The sequence below is a fragment of the Enterococcus rivorum genome (genome assembly GCF_001742285.1).
GTDB lineage: Bacteria > Bacillota > Bacilli > Lactobacillales > Enterococcaceae > Enterococcus_L > Enterococcus_L rivorum.
Genome location: NZ_MIEK01000056.1, coordinates 78,075 through 96,651, shown reverse-complemented (window position 1 = coordinate 96,651; position 18,577 = coordinate 78,075). Strand labels below are relative to the sequence as shown.

Genomic DNA, 18,577 nt, shown 5'->3' with positions numbered 1-18,577 from the left:
TGAAAACCATAGTTGAACAGATACAGCAACTATGGCTAAAAAAATAAATTTGTTAAAGGGTTAGGCAGATAGTTTTTGCTGAAGCTGTTTCATTCCACCAATAACATGGATAGCCTTGAAACCGTTGGCGCTCATGAATCCAGCAATTGTTTTTGAACGACGTCCGCTATAACTAATAATATAATAAACTTTAGATTTATCTAAGCGATTTAAATTATTTGGTAAGACAGTGGCAGGTAAAGAAATCGATTGAGGCAAGTGACCTTCTAAGTAACTTTCAGTGTTTCTAATATCAATAACGTTAATAAAATCCTCTTGACAAAGAGATTCAAAATCTTGCATGGTGATAGATTGATGCATGTAAACCATTCCTCGCTTTAATTTTTAGAGCTATGAGAGGAATTCTACTATGTTTTCAGAAAGTTTGCAAATAGATTTTCTTTTGTCTTAAACTATCTTAAGTATTTATTCACATCTTTTTCTTATTTCAATAAAGAGAGGTTTAAAAATGCTATATCCTGTTCCAAAAAAGTCACAAAGCATAAAGTTAGTGAAGAGAAAGTCAGGATGGAACAAATTACATAAGAGTATCTGCTATTTGTTTATATTTCTTCTCTAATAATTCTTTTTAGGAATAATCTATCGAATGAATCTACTTTACTTAATTCCTTAAGAAGGAGAATCTAGACTACAAAGGGGCTTTTTTATTATTGAGTAATAAAAAATAATGTGTTATTTATAAATTAAAAGGTACAAAAAAATGAAAAAAATTTTTTTTTTTTGGAAAGGATTGCAAATAGTAAAAAATAATGGTATGCTGTCATTACAAATAAGGATTGTTACTGTTCGGCAGGCAAAACCAGAATCTTCCATATCTTTTGCTGTGGTCGTGTTCTAGGTTTTTTTCATTTGTAAAAGTGGGGTTCTTAATGAATATAGAAAAAATTTTAAATAACAATGTTGTTTTATCTAAGAATGAAGCAGGGGAAGAAATAGTTTGTATGGGCAGAGGACTAGCTTTTCAGAAAAAAATTGGGGACACAATTGACCTAGCTTTTGTTGAAAAGGAATTTGTCTTAAAAGATTCTGCGACTGCAGGACACTTTCAGCAGTTGTTTTCAGACATACCAGCAGATGAAGTTGATTTGGTAAAAAAAATTGTTGATATGGCAGAAACAGAATTAGGAACAGAACTTTCTTCTAATATCTATCTTACATTGACGGATCATGTCCACTATGCGATTATTCGTGCAAAGGAAGGGCTGGAAATGCCTAATCCGCTGATGTTTGAAACAAAGAAATTCTATCCTAAAGAGTTTGCTATTGCAAAAAGAGCTGTTTCCTTAATTGAGGAGAAAGTTGGTGTTGTTTTTGCTGAAAGCGAAGCTGGCTTTATTGCTTTCCATATAGTAAATAGTGAACAAGCTAATGGCAACATGGAAGTAACCATGTCTGCTACCGAGATGGTTCGCGATATACTAACAATCATTAGCCGTTACTTTGGACAGCCATTTGATGAAGAATCATTAAATTATCAAAGAATTGTTACACATCTACAATATTTTGCGCAGCGCTACTTGCAAAATGAAATCCATGATGATGAAGATGAGTTTTTATATGAGCTGATTCAGAGTAAGTATCCAAAAGCTTTTCAAGCGGTACAACGAATCAATGATTTTCTACTTAAAACCTATCAAAAGCCGATTGATGAAGCGGAGCAAATTTATTTAACGATTCATATTCAGCGAGTTGTTGCAGGTAAAAAAAGTTAATGCTATTTAAGTATTAAGTAATTATGATCTTTTTAGAAATCATTTAGTAAAATTATTTTTTATTCAATCATAGTGGATTGTTACTGATTATGCAGGCAAAACCTATATTGAAAAAACAAACTGACAAAAATGCACATATTTATTGTGTGTAACGAGTCAAGTGTTTTTTCAGTTTAGGTTTTTTTATATACAAAATTAAAGAAAAGAGGAGAAAAAATGAGTAAAAATCAAGAAATAGCTATGCGCGTTTTAAAAGCGGTAGGCGGGGAAGGAAATGTTAACTCAGTTGTTCATTGTGCAACTCGTTTGCGTTTCAATTTGAAAGATGAAAGTAAGGCTGATACAGAAGCTTTAAATCAAGATCCTGATGTTATCCAAGTAGTTAAAAGTGGTGGTCAGTATCAAGTAGTTATAGGAAGTCATGTAAGCGAGGTTTATAAAGAATTAGTAGCAAATAGTAAATTAGGAGATAATGAAGGTTCTGTTGATGAAGGACCAAAAGGCAATATTTTTAACCAATTAATTGACATTATTTCTTCTATCTTTACACCATTCCTTGGCGCAATGGCTGGAGCGGGTATTTTAAAAGGATTTTTAACTTTAGCAGTAACCTTAAATTGGTTAAATCCTGAATCAGGAATGTATGTTGTTCTTTTTGCTATCGCAGATGGAATCTTTACGTACTTACCAATAATTTTAGCGTTTACAGCTGCGAAAAAGTTCAAAACGAATCAATATTTAGCTGTAGCCTTGGCGATGGCTCTTGTTCATCCAAGTATTACAGCTTTAGCAGGTAACACACTAAGCTTTTTAGGAATACCTGTTGTTATTGGAGCAAGTGGTTATACTTCATCTGTTATTCCAATAATTTTAGGTGTTTATTGTCAAAGTCACATTGAACGTTTCTTTAAGAAAGTAATTCCAACGTTCTTGCAAATTATATTTGTTCCTTTAGCAGTCTTTCTAGTTATCGCTCCTCTAACATTTATCGTATTAGGACCTATTGGCAGTATTGCTGGTGATTTATTAGGTCAAGGTTACAATGGTCTGTATAATTTCAGTCCGATTGCTGCTGGAGCGATCATGGGTGGTTTCTGGCAAGTATTTGTAATGTTTGGTATGCATTGGGGCTTTGTGCCAATTATGATGTTGAACTTAACGCAATACGGTAGTGATACGATGGTACCAATGTTATTACCAGCAGTTTTAGCTCAAGGCGGCGCAGCATTAGCAGTCTTCTTCATGACAAAAAATGTGAAATTAAAAGGATTATCTTTGTCATCAGCGTTGACATCTGTTTTTGGTATAACAGAACCAGCTGTATACGGTGTAACATTACCACTTAAAAAACCATTTATTGCCGCTTGTATTGGTGGTGCAGTGGGTGGAGCGTTTATTGGTTTTAATCATGTGCAAAACTTTACCTTTGGATTAGTTAGTTTGTTAAGTTTACCTGGGTTTATTCCTCAAGAAACAAAAGACACGTCGGGGATGTTTGCAGCAATTATTGGCACAGCAATTGCATTTTTTGTAGCATTTGTTTTAACATTCGTTTTGAAATTTGAAGACAAACCTGAAGCAGGTTCAGATTCAACAAAGAGTAATGACAAAAATTTAGCATCAAATCAGGAAAAAGTAGCAACAAAAACGATTTTGGTTAGTCCATTAGAAGGAACAATTGTGCCTTTAGAACAAGTTGAAGATCAAGTGTTTTCATCTGGTGCATTAGGAAAAGGTATTGCAATTGAACCTAAAAAAGGTGAATTGTATGCCCCAGCAGACGGCGTAATTACTACACTTTTTCCAACAGGACATGCAGTTGGCTTAACATCAAATGAGGGTGTTGAAATTTTAATGCATATTGGAATGGACACTGTTGAAATGAAGGGTGAAGGCTTTGAAGTTTTCGTAAAACAAGATGAAAAAGTGAAAAAAGGCGATCTTTTAGTAAAATTTGATATCGATAAAATCAAAGAGGCAGGTTATGTAGTTGTAACTCCTATCGTTGTAACTAACAGTGGGGATTATTTAGATGTACTAGATATGAATCAAAAAGAAGTGCTAAATGGCGAAGATTTCTTAGCAATTGTGAGATAATAAAATAGTAACGACGATAAGAAGTTGATTGAATAGCTTTGTTTAAATGATTAAGGAGGACAATCAAATGACAAATCAAAAAACAGCATTTCCTAAAGGGTTTTTGTGGGGCGGAGCAACAGCTGCAAACCAATTAGAAGGAGCTTATTTAGAAGATGGTAAAGGTCTTTCTGTTGCAGATGCAATGCCAGGCGGAAAACAAAGATTTCAAATATTAGGTAGTGAAACTTTTAACTGGGAAATTGATGAAAGCAAGTATGTATATCCAAATCATCGTGGGATTGATCATTATCATCGCTATAAAGAAGATATTGCTTTATTTGCAAAAATGGGTTTCAACTGTTATCGTTTCTCAATTGCTTGGGCTAGAATCTTTCCCAAAGGCGATGAAACAACACCTAATGAAGCAGGTCTAAAATTTTATGACCAAGTGATTGACGAATGTTTAAAACATGGGATTGAACCAGTAATTACCATTTCTCATTATGAAATACCATTACATTTAGCTAAAGAATATGGTGGTTGGAAAAATCGTCAACTGATCGACTTTTTTGAAACCTATGCGAAAACAGTTTTGACTCGCTATGGAAAAAAAGTAAAATATTGGATGACTTTCAATGAAATTAACTCAGCATTTCATTTTCCTGCATTAAGTCAGGGAATGGTAAAAGCGACTGGTGGCAGAGATTATCAAAATATTTTCCAAGCATGGCATAATCAGTTTGTTGCAAGTGCGAAAGCAGTGAAAATAGGACATGAAATAAATCCTGACATGCAGATTGGTTGTATGATTATTTATGCAACAACCTATAGTATTGATGCGAATCCAATTAATCAAGCAGAAACAATGATTCAAAATCAAGAATTTAATTTCTATTGTACGGATGCTCAAGTTCGTGGTGTTTACCCATCTTACCAGCAGCGTATGTTTGAAAAATATGGTGTAAAAGCATTAGATATTGCGGAAGAAGATCTTGAATTAATGAAAGAATATCCCGTAGATTACATCGGATTTAGTTATTATATGTCAACTGCTGTTAATGTGACAACAGAAGAAGATGATAACGTTGCAGGGAACCTTTTAGGGGGTGTTCGGAATCCTTTCTTAGAAGCAAGTGAATGGGGTTGGCAAATTGACCCAGAAGGGCTAAGAATTGGTTTAAATGAACTGTATGATCGTTATCAAAAACCATTATTTATCGTTGAAAATGGTTTAGGTGCGATTGATAAAGTCGATGAGAATTTTTACGTGGAAGATGATTACCGAATTGATTACTTGCGTCGTCATATTGAAGCAATGTCAGAGGCTGTAAAAGATGGTGTTGACTTAATGGGCTACACACCTTGGGGATGTATCGATTTAGTTAGTGCATCGACAGGGGAAATGAGCAAGCGCTATGGCTTCATCTATGTAGACTTGGATGATGAAGGTAACGGAACAATGAATCGTTACGAGAAAAAATCATTCCATTGGTACAAAAAAGTAATTGAAACGAATGGACAAGATTTAAACTAGACAAATAACATACGGAAAATGATTTAATGTAAGTAAAAGATTGGTTTATTAACTGATTTTTTAACGAACATCGATCATTTATCCGTATGTTTTTTTATTGCCAACGAGCTATTATCAAAATCAAAGACTATTGATATAAAAACGCGTATACTTAAAATAGTAGAAAGTGAACCATTGAAAGGAGAAGTCTACCATGGATAACCAACCTTTAAAGCATCATTTTTTTGTCATTATGGGTCCTAGTGGATCTGGTAAAACGAAAGTAACCGAGGCTGTTTTTCCAAGTGAATATAAAGTAGTCTCGCATACAACCCGGAAAATAAGGGAAGGCGAACGGGATCACGTAGATTATTATTTTGAAACGCCAGAAGAGTTTGAAAAATTAATCCAAAATGATGCATTAGTTGAATATGACTTTTATCATGGCAACTATTACGGTGTAGGAAAAGCAGCTATTTTTGAAAAAACTAATGATCATTGTGCCTATGATGTCTTAACTTTTAAGGGATTTCAGCAAATTGAGCAATTTTTTGGTTCTAAAGTTATTCCTATTTATTTTGATGTGTCCAAAGATAAAGTGGTGTCTAGATTAAACATCCGTGAATCAAATCCAGTAACTATTGAACAGAGATTAAAACTGTATGATGAAGAGATTTTAGTAAAAAATCAAGTTAGTAGCTATCCAAATAGCTTTATTATTAATGCTAATGATGATTTTGAACAAGTAGTAGCATCACTAAGGCAGATTGTTGAGTGTATCGATAGTATTCATTGTCGTGAGTAAAGAGCAAAAAAATAAATCTATATAACTATGATGAAAAAGATTGAAAAAATATGGAAATTTGATTAGTATCTATTGCATTTCTATTTCATGGTGCTATAATGACATTGTGTCATATGACAGGTTGTCACAAGGAAGGAGGATATTAATGCCAACGAAAACGTTCTTTCATTTACCAAAAGAAAAACAACAAAGGCTACTTGATGCAGCAAAAACTGAATTCTCTAGAGCTTCATTACGGGAAGCTTCAATAGCAAATATTGTAAAGTTAGCAGAGATTCCAAGAGGGAGCTTTTACCAATATTTTGAAGACAAAGAAGATTTATATTTTTACTATTTTGATAATTTACGAAGAGATAGTAAAAGAGACTTGGAGAAAGAAATCGAAGCTGCCGAGGGTGACTTAGTTGAAGGATTTGATCGCTATTTTACAAAAATGATATCGGAAATTTTGAAAGGACCGAATGCCGCATTTTATAAGAACCTTTTTATGAATATGGATTATCGAGCAAGTGATCGTGTAACCCCTTCTTTTTCAAAGGAAAAGTACTTAAAGCATCATTCACATTCGAGAACTAAAGAAGAAATGGGACAAAAATTGTTTGAGTCTGTAGATCATCAAAAGCTTAAAATTAAGGATACTCGAGAATTAGGACTGGTTATGCAGCTTATGATGAGCATTGTGATTTCTACAATAACCAATGCCTATAAACATATCGGAGAAGATCCTACATACGATACAACACAAGCAATTGCGGATTTTCAACTAAAGATAGAGTGGTTAAAATATGGGATTTATAAACAGAAAGAAGGGGAATAAATGATCAAAATAATTAAGCGGATGTCAATTGTATCTGGGTTGGCAGCGATAGCGTTTATGATGGTGCAAGTAACGGCAGATTTATACTTGCCAACTCTGACTTCAAATATCATTAATAATGGCGTAGCAAAAGGGAATATCGATTACATTTGGCAAACGGGTATATATATGATTGGATTCTCCTTAGTAGGAATTATCGCTTCATTTGGTAACACTTTTTTTGCAACAAGAGAATCTCAAAAATTAGGAAAAAAATTGCGTTCCGAAATTTATAATAAAGTAGAGAATTTTTCTAACAATGAATTCGATAAGTTCGGAACAGCTTCTTTAATTACAAGAACGACAAATGATGTTACACAAGTTCAAATGGTAACACAAATGTTTTTACGTTTAATGATTAATGCACCAATTACATTAGTCGGGGCAAGTTTTATGGCATACTCAAAAGACCCGCAGTTAACAAAAATCTTTATTTATGTTTTACCAATTATGGCTGTTTTAGTGGGTGGTATTATGTTTTTCGCAGTACCATTATTCAAAAGTATGCAGAAAAAAACCGATCGATTAAACTTGGTTTTCCGTGAAGGATTAACTGGAGTTAGAGTTATTCGTGCGTTTAATAAAACAAATTATGAAGAAAAACGTTTTGATGAAGCGAACAAGGATTATACTCAAACGGCAATTAAAGTGAATACTATCGTAGCTGTGATGATTCCTTTGATGACTTTAATTATGAGTGGAACGAACGTTGCAATTACATGGTTTGGTGGTCAATATATCAATACGATGCAACTGGAAGTAGGGAATTTGATTGCCTTTATGACCTATGCGATGCAGATTCTAATGAGTTTTATGATGTTGGCAATGATTTTTGTAATGGTTCCTCGGGCACAAGCTTCTGCAGATCGAATTAATGAAGTATTGGAAACAGAAACAGAAATTATCGATAGTAAAAATCCAGTTAAATTGCCTTTTGAAGGGAAAAATGCGTCTCTAATATTCAATCAAGTGAATTATCGCTATCAGGGAGCTGAAAACCTAGCTTTAGAAAATATTAGTTTTTCAGCGAAATCTGGCGAGATTGTTGCAATTATAGGTGGAACAGGTTCAGGAAAAACGAGTTTAGTGAATCTAATTCCCAGATTCTATGACATAGAGTCTGGCAAGATTTCTTTAAACGGCGTCGATATAAAAGATGTTACGCAACATGAGTTAAGAGATAACCTTGGTTTTGTGCCTCAAAAATCAATGCTATTTACAGGAACTATAAGGGAAAATATGAAGTATGGTCATCCTGATGCTACGGATGAAGAAATTTGGAAAGCATTGGAAATTGCTCAAGCGAAAGATTTTGTATCTAAGATGGAAGATGGCTTAGACAGTCGTGTTGAGCAAGGAGGCGGGAACTTCTCAGGTGGTCAACGTCAACGTTTGGCGATTGCTAGAGCACTGGCTAAAAAAGCCGATGTTTATATATTTGATGACTCATTCTCGGCATTGGATTTCAAAACTGATGCGAAACTACGAGAAGCGTTGAATGCAGATATGAAAGACTCTATTGTTGTCTTAGTAGCACAACGTGTTAGTACAGTTATGGATGCGACAACCATTTTAGTTTTGGATGAAGGGAAGTTAGTAGGTAAAGGAAGTCACGAAGAACTACTTAAGACGAATGAAACGTATCAAGAAATCGTTCATTCTCAACTGAGAGAGGAGGAACTTGCATGAGTGAAAAACGATCAACTTCCAGTTCAGCGCCAAGAGGTCCAATGGGTGGCGGGTCCTCAAGAAATATTGGTGCGAAAGGGCCGAAAGCCAAAAACTTTTGGGGAACTGTGAAACGATTATTCAAATATATGTCTAACCGAATGATAGCAATCGTGATTGTTTTAATCCTTGCAATTGCTTCTGTTTTATTTCAAATTCAAACACCCAAAATTTTAGGGGAAGCAACGACTGAAATTTTCCAAAAGGTAATGATGGGTGCACAAAAAATGGCGGCTGGTACCAAAATCGATAATTTTGGCATAGATTTTGATAAGATAGGTAGAATCATTCTAATCGTTATTGGAATGTATTTGATTGCTGCTGTTTTTAGCTTTTTACAACAATTTATCATGACTCGTGTCTCACAAAGAACAGTCTATAAATTGCGTCAAGAACTTGAACAAAAAATGAATAAAGTGCCTATTTCATATTATGATACTCACAACAACGGTGATATTATGTCTCGTGCAATCAACGATATGGATAATATTGCTAGTACACTGCAACAAAATTTAACGCAACTTATTACTAGTATAGTGACGTTTGTTGGGGTTCTTTGGATGATGCTAACAATTAGTTGGCAGTTGACATTGATTGCTCTAGCTACTGTTCCTTTAAGCTTAATTGTTGTCATGATTGTAGCACCAAAATCACAAAGGTTTTTCTCTGGACAGCAAAAAAGTTTAGGCTTACTGAATAATCAAGTAGAAGAAACCTATGGTGGACATATGGTGGTTAAAAGCTTTAACCATGAAGGTGCAGATCAAGAAGTTTTTGAACAAGAAAATGAAAAGTTATACGAAGCAGGTTGGAAAGCTCAATTTATTTCAGCAATCATCATGCCATTAATGAACTTTGTCAAAAACTTAGGGTATGTATTTGTGGCTGTTTTAGGGGGAATAAAAGTCGCTAATGGACAACTTCCACTGGGGGATGTTCAAGCATTCTTACAGTATACTAACCAGTTTTCTCAACCAATTACCCAAATTGCCAATTTAATGAACACCATTCAATCTACGGTGGCATCGGCAGAACGTGTCTTTGAAGTGTTGGATGAACAAGAGATGCAAAATACTCCTTCAGGGATTCCAGCAGAAGAAAATAGCCCCTATAAAGTCCGTTTTGAAAATGTTCAATTTGGTTATTCACCAGATAATTTATTAATGACTGATTTCAGCTTAGATGTAAAACCCGGACAGATGGTTGCAATCGTTGGACCTACTGGAGCTGGTAAAACAACGCTTATTAATTTGATAGAACGCTTTTACGATGTTAGCGGTGGTAGTATTAAATACAATGGAACGGATACGAGAGATTTAAGCAGAGATGAACTTCGTGCAAATTTCTCAATGGTTTTACAAGATACTTGGCTGTTTACCGGAACCATTTACGACAATATCCTCTATGGAAATGAGCAAGCAACAAGAGAACAAGTATTTGAAGCTGCAAAAGCCGCTCATGTGGATGATTTTGTTAGAAAATTACCTCAAGGATATGACACGATACTGAATGAAGAAGCAAGTAACATTTCTCAAGGTCAGCGTCAGTTAATCACTATTGCGAGAGCATTTCTTGCGAATCCAGATGTATTGATTCTGGATGAAGCGACATCAAGTGTTGATACACGAACAGAAATCCTTATCCAACGTGCAATGAGTAAGCTTCTAGAAGCAAGAACAAGCTTTGTTGTCGCGCATCGACTTTCAACGATTCGGGATGCAGATAATATCATTGTAATGAACCATGGCTCAATTGTAGAAACAGGAAATCATGACGAGCTAATGGCAAAAAATGGATTCTATGCTGATTTATATAACAGCCAATTTTCTGAAGAAGTAGCTTAATACTAAAGAACAGTCTAAAACCGATGGTTTAGGCTGTTTTTTTTTGAAAAGCTTCAATCTAAAGAAAATGATTCTTTAATGGCTCAAGTTATTTTTATTCTCTAATTACCTTTTTAGTATAAAAAATACTGAATATTTCTATAAAGAAAATACCTTTTAATATATATAATTTAAATAAATATGAATATAAGAAGTATCGTAGGGATATATTAGTGATAATTAAGTGATAGAAAAATTAAATTGATTTTTCAAGTTAAATTACTTGTTATTAAAAGTGATTTTACTTGCCGAAACAGAAAGAGATGTATAGAATTAAGGAAGAAAACATTCGAGGGGGAAGACGAATGGAAGTGTTTCAAATGTCAAAAGAAGTAACTTTAGAGACAATTGCGTTACGCATGAAGAAAGCCGAATCAATGATAAAATTCTATAAAAATATACTCGGCTTTATTTTAAAAAATGAAGAAAATAATTTGTCTATTTTTGGTACGAAGGAAATTGGAAGCCAACTATTAATTTTAGAAGATGTTTCGTACAAAGTAGTTGAAGTGGCGGAAGAAAAAAAACTTGCTCGGTTTACGTTACTGATTCCAACTGAAGATGAATTTATAAGTGTTTTAAAAAGATTGGAAGCTTTTCATTATCCAATCAATAAAGCATCTGAAAATAAGTATGAGCAAAGTTTGTTGTTAGAAGATCCAGATGGAAATGAAATTGAAATTTTGCATAAAAGTAGTTTTGTCTTGTGTGACGAAGAAAGAGTCCTGGATCAACAAAAATTATTAAAAAAAAGTACAATTAATCATAAAATACTTTCGCCAGAAGTGAAGTTTAGTAAGTTGTATTTAAATGTAGAAAGTGTTTCTGAAATGAGTTTGTTTTATCAAAAAATTCTCGGCATGTCTGTTGAAGGAGAAGACCAAAGACAGCTATCAATCGATAATGCTAATTTGTCTGTTTATTTACAGGAGTCTAAATTTAATCAATCAGTTGAGACTGCTGAGGATCGACTAGGTGTAGATTTTTTTATAAGCTATTTAGAGGATAAGGAAGCAATGATAAATCTAAAAAAACATCTAGAAAACAAGAAAATGGATTTTTTCATAGATAAAAAAATGAAAATATTAACAATTTTTGATCCAAGTGGAATTGAATGGTGGTTTATTAGAAAATAGGCTAGATTGAGATGGGAAATATAAATTTTTTCCGTCTCAATCTATTTTTGTGTATAATGTCAGAATAGAAAACAAATGAGGAATGAGCGAATGTACGAAAAAACCAAAGAGCAGATTGAACTTTTTTTATCCGAGGGCGTTTTTCCATCGGTCAGTTTTTCATTTATCAATAAGGATGATTCTGAGGATTTCTATTTAGGGAATGCCCAAGTAGTTCCTACAAAAGAAAAATTAACCTCAGCAATGCTTTTTGATGTGGCATCATTAACGAAAGTCGTTTGTACGACAACGGTTGTTTTACAACTTGTCGGAGAGCAACGAATTGAGTTGGATGCTCCTTTAAGTCAGTATTATCCTAAATTTAGAGACGAGAGGATTACGATTCGCCATTTATTGACACATACGGCGGATATTCAAACTTATATAGAAAATAGAGATTTGTTAAATAAACAAGAGCTACAACAAGCTTATAATGGATTGAAATCTGGTCAAGAAATTGGTAAAAAAGTTGTTTATACAGATGCTGGAACGATTCTATTAGGTTTTATGTTAGAGGAGTTATTAAATAAGTCTGTTATAGAGATTTTCTACGAAAGAGTATTACTTCCTTTAGGGATGGATAATAGTCGCTTTTTGCCAACCAATCTAACGTTAACTGTTCCAACTGAAAATCATAATCAACGAGGATTGATTCGGGGTGAGACCCATGATCCTAAGGCTTTTATATTGGCTGAACATGCTGGAAATGCTGGCTTATTTACTAATATTAATGATTTGAAGAAATTTGTGCAGATGTATCTTAATTTTGGAAACGTTGATGGACGGGCATTTTTAAAATCTGAAACAATTTATTCATTATTATTAGATCAAACGCCAACTAAAGAGCTGAAACGGTCTCTAGGATGGGATTTTAAATATGAGTTGAAAACGAAGAAGCCAATCTTGTTCCATACTGGATACACGGGTACATTTATTTTTATTGATCTTTTTGAACAAGAAGCCTTTATTTTTTTATCGAATCGAGTTCATCCAATAGATAACAGGGAAAGCTACATTCAAAAAAGAGATCAGCTTCTTGAAATATATTTAAAGGAAAAGGCTTGCTGGAAGATGAATGAGTAAATCATTAGTGGTATAATAGCAACGTATAGAGTTGGAGAGGAGATTGGACAATGCAACAACCTTTGTTTTTAGAACCTGTTTTTCAAGAAAAAATATGGGGTGGGAATCGATTAGAAACTGTCTTTAATTTTGATCTTCCAAGTGATAAAATTGGAGAAGATTGGGCCATTAGCGCACATCCTCATGGAGTTAGTACGGTTATAAATGGAGAATATAAAGGCAAAAAATTAGATGAACTTTGGGCAAACCATCGGGAACTTTTTGGACAGGCAACAGGAGACGTTTTTCCATTATTGATAAAAATATTAGATGCTGAAGACGATTTATCTGTTCAGGTCCATCCAGATGATGCTTATGGGTTAGCACATGAAGGAGAGCTAGGTAAAACAGAGTGTTGGTATATTATTGATGCGGAGCCAGGAGCAACAATTATTTATGGACACCATGCGAAAACTAAAGAAGAGCTAGAACAAATGATTCATGAAGGACGTTGGGAGGATTTATTGACCAAAGTTCCTGTAAAAAAAGGTGATTTTTTCTATGTTCCGAGTGGGACAATCCATGCAATTGGTAAAGGTATTATGATTTTAGAAACCCAACAAAGCAGTGATACAACTTACCGAGTGTATGATTATGATCGCAAAGATGATAATGGTCAAGCAAGAGAGTTACACATTCAGCAGTCAATCGATGTAACAACCGTACCAGCAGCTGATATTCAACTTTCGATTCAGCAACAAAATCAAGGTCAATCAAGTATTATTACTTATTTAAAAACACCGTTTTTCAATGTTTATGAGTGGCAAGTTAAAGGACTTTTGTCTGTGAAAAAAAATGCACCTTATACTTTAGCGACAGTCGTTGATGGAGTAGGAAAATTAATCATTGAAGACTCAGATATAATGAAGACAACAAGTTATGAACTGAACAAAGGAACTAGTTTTATCTTACCTAGTGAGATTCAAAAATGGCGATTGGAAGGCGATTTAACGATTATTGCTTCTGAGCCAGGGAATTAATCATAAATAAAAAGCAGAGAATGGCTGTTTTAAGGCTCATTTTCTGCTTTCTTTTACTATTTATTCGATAGTACTTGTATCCAAAGGCTCGTTATATTTTTTTTCTAAAGCTATTTTAAGCAGCCGAATAGCAAGGTTTTCATTCCGAGCTAAAATTGGACCATGGAAATAAGAACCAAAGACATTTTTGTAAATAACTCCCTCAGAACCATCCTCTGCATTATTACCTTTTCCTTGCACAACTTTTCCTAATGGGCGTTCTCCTTTTCCTAAAAAGGTTCGACCGTTATGGTTTTCAAAGCCATAATAGGTTTCATTAAATTCTTCGTTATGAATGACAATATCTCCAATATAGCGATTGCTTTCTTGACTCAATGTGTAGTGATCTAAAGCACTAATACCACTAATTTTTTCTCCATTGGCACCCATGTAGTAATGTCCCAACAGCTGATAACCACCACAAATCGCTAACATAACGCCATCGTTCTCAATATATTCAGTTAGTTCTGCTTTTTTTGTTTGAATATCTTCTGAAATAATCAATTGTTCAAAATCTTGTCCACCACCAACAAACACCAAATCATATTTTTGTGGATCAAAAGGTTCATAGATGCTAACAATTTCGGAACGAAAGGCTACACCCATTTTTTCAGAAAGATATTTAAGGATTAAAAGATTCCCATTATCTCCATATGTGTTTAGCAAATTTCCATATAAATGACAAACTACTAGTTCTTTAGGCACCATTCATCCCTCCTTCAATATACCCCTGTGAGGCTAATGATTTTCTGAGCTGCAAGACAGCTGTATAGGTTGCTAAAATGTAGACTTTATCTGTTGGCAAGCTTTTAATAGCAGTAATAACATCTTCTAAGTTAGGAATTTCTGTTAAGCGTTCTTCAGGGATTCCGGCTACTTTTAAGCGTAAAGTCATATCTTGATGACGGTCACCGCCCGCAATTACTTTAGGAATAGTCATTTCGGAAAATTGTTCGTAGTCTCCATCCCAAATCCAGCTAACATCAATACCGTCTGCATAGTTGGCATTTAATAGTGAAACTAAAGAGAATTGGTAGGGAGCTAATGCCATCATGTCAATTACTTGATTCAGTCCTACTGGATTTTTCACTAAAACAAGAGTACATTCTTTTCCTTCGATTGTGATGGTTTCCTGACGTCCGAAAACTTTTTCATCATAGCTTAGTCCAGCTCTAATTTTTTCTGGAGCAACTTGATAATATTCTGCAACTGCAGTAGCTGCTAAAGCATTATAGACGTTGTACATTCCACCTACAGCAATGCCATACTTTGCATTATCTATAACAAAATCTGCTGAAACATTATCCATATGAACCATTTCAGTCAATTGAACATCTAATTCAGGTCGATGGAAACCACAATTTGGACAGTAATAGTCTCCTAAGTTCGCATAAGTAATCATTTTGAAATGTAAAATATGGTGGCACTTGGGACAAAGAACACCGTCCGTATTGTAGTGAGCCAATTGCTCTTTTTCTGGTAAATGGTTGAAGCCGTAATATTTACGTGGGTTTTTCGTATCAATAGAATTAAAAATAGGTGAGTCACCATTACAAATAATTGGTGCATCAGGTGCAGCGGCAGCACCGTCAACAATCAGGCGGTAAGTTGTATAAATTTCACCATAGCGATCCATTTGATCACGGAAGATATTTGTAAATAAAAATAATTTTGGTTGAATGTATTTTGTCACACGGCTTAAACTAGCTTCATCGATTTCTAAGACAGCAAATTTTTTCTGCCCTTTTTTTCTTTTAGCTGTTAAAAAAGTTGAGACGATTCCTTGTTCCATATTAGCACCAGTTGGATTTGTTAGGACTTCATCAAATTCTTGACGAAGAATATTTACTGTTAAAGCAGTCGTTAATGTTTTTCCATTTGTTCCAGTAACAACGACTATCTCATAATCTTTGGCCAGTGTATCTAAAATTTTAGGATCAATCTTTAAGGCTAATTGACCTGGGAAGCTACTTCCGCCCTTAAAAAAAGTTTGCAAAATCCATTGGGATGACTTCCCAGCGGTGATTGCGAATTGAGTTCTAATTCCCATCAGTTATCCTCCAATTTAATCAAACGACATTATTTTTTAACTCAACCTATCATACCATAATTAAAAAATTTTTTTAATTGGTTTTACTCTTTCTTACTATAATTAGTGCATGGAAAATAGCTTTAGAAAATATTTAAGAATTTAACGATAAAAAACAGTTCTATGATTAGAAAATCGTCCTATGAGGATAGAACATTTTCCAACATATAACTGTTTTAATAAATCTAGTTAATCGTTTTAGCTATTTTGCATCTATGTAACTGTATAAAGTGTATTTAGAGATATTAAAGAAATTTGCCACTTTATCGCCAGACTTAGTTACTAAAAATGCACCTTTTCCATTTAAAAATTGAATACACTTGATTTTATCGTCTTTATTCATTAAAGGAACAGGTTTACCAACGAGTTTTACAGATTCTTGAATAAGATCATCCAGCAATTCGTTAATGTCTTGTGGGATATATTCAGGCTCTTTATCGTTTTCTTCTTCATTGATAGAAGTCAGTGTTTGTAAAGTTGTTTCTGCTGCAATTAAATTAGTTATATCATAATTTATAGCAAAAATGACTTCCAAATTTTCTTCCTCATCTTTAAAGTAAACCGTACTTGATTTTAAAATCCTACCATCATGAGTACGAGTTAAATAATTAATGTGATCTTTTATATCAGCAGGCTTCTTTTTTAACGCTTCTAAAACTACTTGAGAAGGTCCATCTCCTAATTGGCGAGAGGATACATGGCCATTTTCAATTGAGACAATCGTATTATTTATGTTGTCTTCATTTATTTGGTGAATCACTATTTCACAATTATCCCCGAATTGTCCAGCTAATGCTTTAGCGATTTGAGTTAGAAACTTCAGTTTTCTATCTGAAAGCATAATCTCAATCCTTTCCATATAATCTAACAAATATAAAGCGTTAATAAATCGTTATCTTCGAAAGTAATGATAGCATGGTGCAAAAAATAATACAAGTTTTGTAAGGAAAAATCGCTAAAAAAATTTTTTAGGTAGCATTGTTTTTTTTTAGTTTTAGTGGTATACTTTTCTCGAGATGAGATAAATCATTCGAATTCTCTGTTATGCAAACGCTTATTATTATATATGAGTAAAGTCTTCGTATGATTTTTAATAAATCTAGTGAATAATTGAGCTAACGGATTTGTAAGCGATTACTAATTTATTATACACGATATCAAAAAAATAAAAAAATAGGAGGATCAATGATGTTATTAGTTGGAAACGGAAAGTTGATTACGAGAAATGAGAAAGGAGAGTTTTTCAAAGATGGTTGTGTTGCCATTTCTGGTAGCACGATTGAAAAAGTTGGAACAACATCTGAATTAAAAAAAGAGTTTCCTGAAGCGGAATTTATTGATGCAAAGGGCGGAGTTATTATGCCTGGGTTTATCAATATGCACAATCACATCTATAGTACTTTTGCTAGAGGATTAAGCATTAATAATTATCATCCTAAGAATTTTATGGATATTTTGGAAGGTCAATGGTGGAGAATTGATCGTACGTTAAATTTACAAGATTGTTATCACAGTGCAAAAATTGCTTATTTGGATAGTGTAAAAAATGGAGTAACTACAGTTTTTGACCATCATGCTAGTTATGGTGCAATTGAAGGAAGCTTAGGACAACTTTCCCAAGCTGCTGATGAGTTAGGTGTTCGTACATGTTTATGTTATGAAGTTTCTGACCGAGATGGTGAAGAGAAAATGAAAGCAGCAGTGAAAGAAAATGCTGATTTTATTAAAGCTAGTAGCCAAAGAACTGACGATATGCAAAAAGCAATGATGGGTATGCATGCCGCATTTACATTGTCTGATAAATCCTTAGAACTTTGTGCTGCTAATACACCTGATGGAGTTGGTTATCACATCCACGTAGCAGAAGATATTGCAGATGTTCATGATTCTTTGGCAAAACATGGCAAACCAATCATTCATCGTTTATATGATTTCGGTATTCTTGGCAAACAATCAATGGCAGGTCACTGTATTCATATTGGACCTCATGAAATGGAGCTTTTGAGAGACACTGACACGATGGTTGTAACAAACCCTGAATCTAATATGGGGAATGCGGTAGGTTGTCCACCAGCAATGAGAATGCACAATGAATACAATATTCTTATGGGCTTAGGAACAGATGGCTATACAAACGATTTAACAGAATCTTATAAAGTTGGCAACATCATTCATAAACACCATTTAGCAGATCCTAATGCAGCATGGGCTGAAATTCCTGATATGTTATTTAACAATAACCATAAAATGGCTAACCGCTATTTTAATAAGAAATTAGGCGTATTAGAGAATGGAGCAGCGGCCGATGTCATTGTTTTAGATTATAAAGGTCCAACACCTATGAATGAAACGAATTACAACTCACATATTCTATTTGGAATGAATGGTGGCGCTGTTACCGATACTATCATTAATGGTGAAGTTCGAATGAGAAACCGTGAAGTTCAAGGCGTAGACGAAGCAAAAATTTGGTCAGATGCACAAGCACAAGCACAAACCCTTTGGTCTAGAATTAACGCTTAAAAATATAAAGATA

General features: G+C 34.1%; 15 protein-coding genes. 11 read left to right on the top strand and 4 right to left on the bottom strand.

Annotation, left to right across the window (positions count from 1 at the left end):
• Nucleotides 1-60 precede the first annotated feature (60 nt).
• The gene (locus tag BCR26_RS15210) at nt 61-360 is read right to left on the bottom strand and encodes a rhodanese-like domain-containing protein (protein ID WP_069699824.1); all 300 of its coding nucleotides are present in this window, start codon (nt 358-360) and stop codon (nt 61-63) included.
• A gap of 569 nt (nt 361-929) precedes the next feature.
• Here BCR26_RS15210 and licT point away from each other — a divergent pair.
• From licT to manA, 10 genes are all read left to right on the top strand, one after another.
• Nucleotides 930-1,772 (top strand): BglG family transcription antiterminator LicT, encoded by an 843-nt coding sequence (gene licT / locus BCR26_RS15205; RefSeq protein WP_069699823.1) that lies wholly within the window; start codon nt 930-932, stop codon nt 1,770-1,772.
• Between the two features lie 216 nt (nt 1,773-1,988).
• A complete protein-coding gene (locus BCR26_RS15200; RefSeq protein ID WP_069699822.1) occupies nt 1,989-3,869 on the top strand; it encodes a beta-glucoside-specific PTS transporter subunit IIABC in 1,881 nt (626 codons plus the stop codon).
• Nucleotides 3,870-3,936: 67 nt separating this feature from the next.
• The gene (locus BCR26_RS15195; RefSeq protein WP_069699821.1) at nt 3,937-5,385 is read left to right on the top strand and encodes a glycoside hydrolase family 1 protein; all 1,449 of its coding nucleotides are present in this window, start codon (nt 3,937-3,939) and stop codon (nt 5,383-5,385) included.
• Nucleotides 5,386-5,578: 193 nt separating this feature from the next.
• Complete coding sequence (locus tag BCR26_RS15190) at nt 5,579-6,169, top strand: guanylate kinase (protein ID WP_069699820.1); 591 nt, start codon at nt 5,579-5,581, stop codon at nt 6,167-6,169.
• Nucleotides 6,170-6,314: 145 nt separating this feature from the next.
• Entirely contained in the window at nt 6,315-6,986 is a 672-nt protein-coding gene (locus tag BCR26_RS15185) for a TetR/AcrR family transcriptional regulator (RefSeq protein WP_069699819.1), read from the top strand.
• Nucleotides 6,987-8,714, top strand: coding sequence for an ABC transporter ATP-binding protein (locus BCR26_RS15180; RefSeq protein WP_069699818.1), 1,728 nt, complete (start codon nt 6,987-6,989; stop codon nt 8,712-8,714).
• A complete protein-coding gene (locus BCR26_RS15175; protein ID WP_069699817.1) occupies nt 8,711-10,597 on the top strand; it encodes an ABC transporter ATP-binding protein in 1,887 nt (628 codons plus the stop codon). The genes BCR26_RS15180 and BCR26_RS15175 overlap by 4 nt, the downstream gene beginning before the upstream one ends.
• A gap of 344 nt (nt 10,598-10,941) precedes the next feature.
• Complete coding sequence (locus BCR26_RS15170) at nt 10,942-11,772, top strand: VOC family protein (protein WP_069699816.1); 831 nt, start codon at nt 10,942-10,944, stop codon at nt 11,770-11,772.
• A 90-nt stretch (nt 11,773-11,862) separates the two neighbouring features.
• A complete protein-coding gene (locus tag BCR26_RS15165; protein ID WP_069699815.1) occupies nt 11,863-12,894 on the top strand; it encodes a serine hydrolase domain-containing protein in 1,032 nt (343 codons plus the stop codon).
• 50 nt (nt 12,895-12,944) lie between these two features.
• Entirely contained in the window at nt 12,945-13,913 is a 969-nt protein-coding gene (manA, locus tag BCR26_RS15160) for a mannose-6-phosphate isomerase, class I (protein ID WP_069699814.1), read from the top strand.
• A 60-nt stretch (nt 13,914-13,973) separates the two neighbouring features.
• Here the strand turns inward: manA and BCR26_RS15155 are convergent, their stop codons facing one another.
• The 3 genes from BCR26_RS15155 to BCR26_RS15145 all read right to left on the bottom strand — a co-directional run bounded on the left by BCR26_RS15155 (nt 13,974) and on the right by BCR26_RS15145 (nt 16,882).
• Nucleotides 13,974-14,660, bottom strand: coding sequence for a type 1 glutamine amidotransferase (locus tag BCR26_RS15155; RefSeq protein ID WP_069699813.1), 687 nt, complete (start codon nt 14,658-14,660; stop codon nt 13,974-13,976).
• Nucleotides 14,650-16,002 carry a Mur ligase family protein gene (locus BCR26_RS15150; RefSeq protein WP_069699812.1) on the bottom strand — a complete coding sequence of 451 codons (1,353 nt, stop codon included), beginning with the start codon at nt 16,000-16,002 and terminating at the stop codon, nt 14,650-14,652. The genes BCR26_RS15155 and BCR26_RS15150 overlap by 11 nt, the downstream gene beginning before the upstream one ends.
• Before the next feature lie 241 nt (nt 16,003-16,243).
• Nucleotides 16,244-16,882, bottom strand: coding sequence for a helix-turn-helix transcriptional regulator (locus BCR26_RS15145; RefSeq protein WP_069699811.1), 639 nt, complete (start codon nt 16,880-16,882; stop codon nt 16,244-16,246).
• Nucleotides 16,883-17,229: 347 nt separating this feature from the next.
• Between BCR26_RS15145 and ssnA the strand changes: the two genes are divergently transcribed.
• Nucleotides 17,230-18,564: a putative aminohydrolase SsnA gene (gene ssnA, locus BCR26_RS15140; protein WP_069699810.1), complete on the top strand. Its 1,335-nt coding sequence runs from the start codon at nt 17,230-17,232 to the stop codon at nt 18,562-18,564.
• The last annotated feature ends 13 nt before the right edge of the window (nt 18,565-18,577 follow it).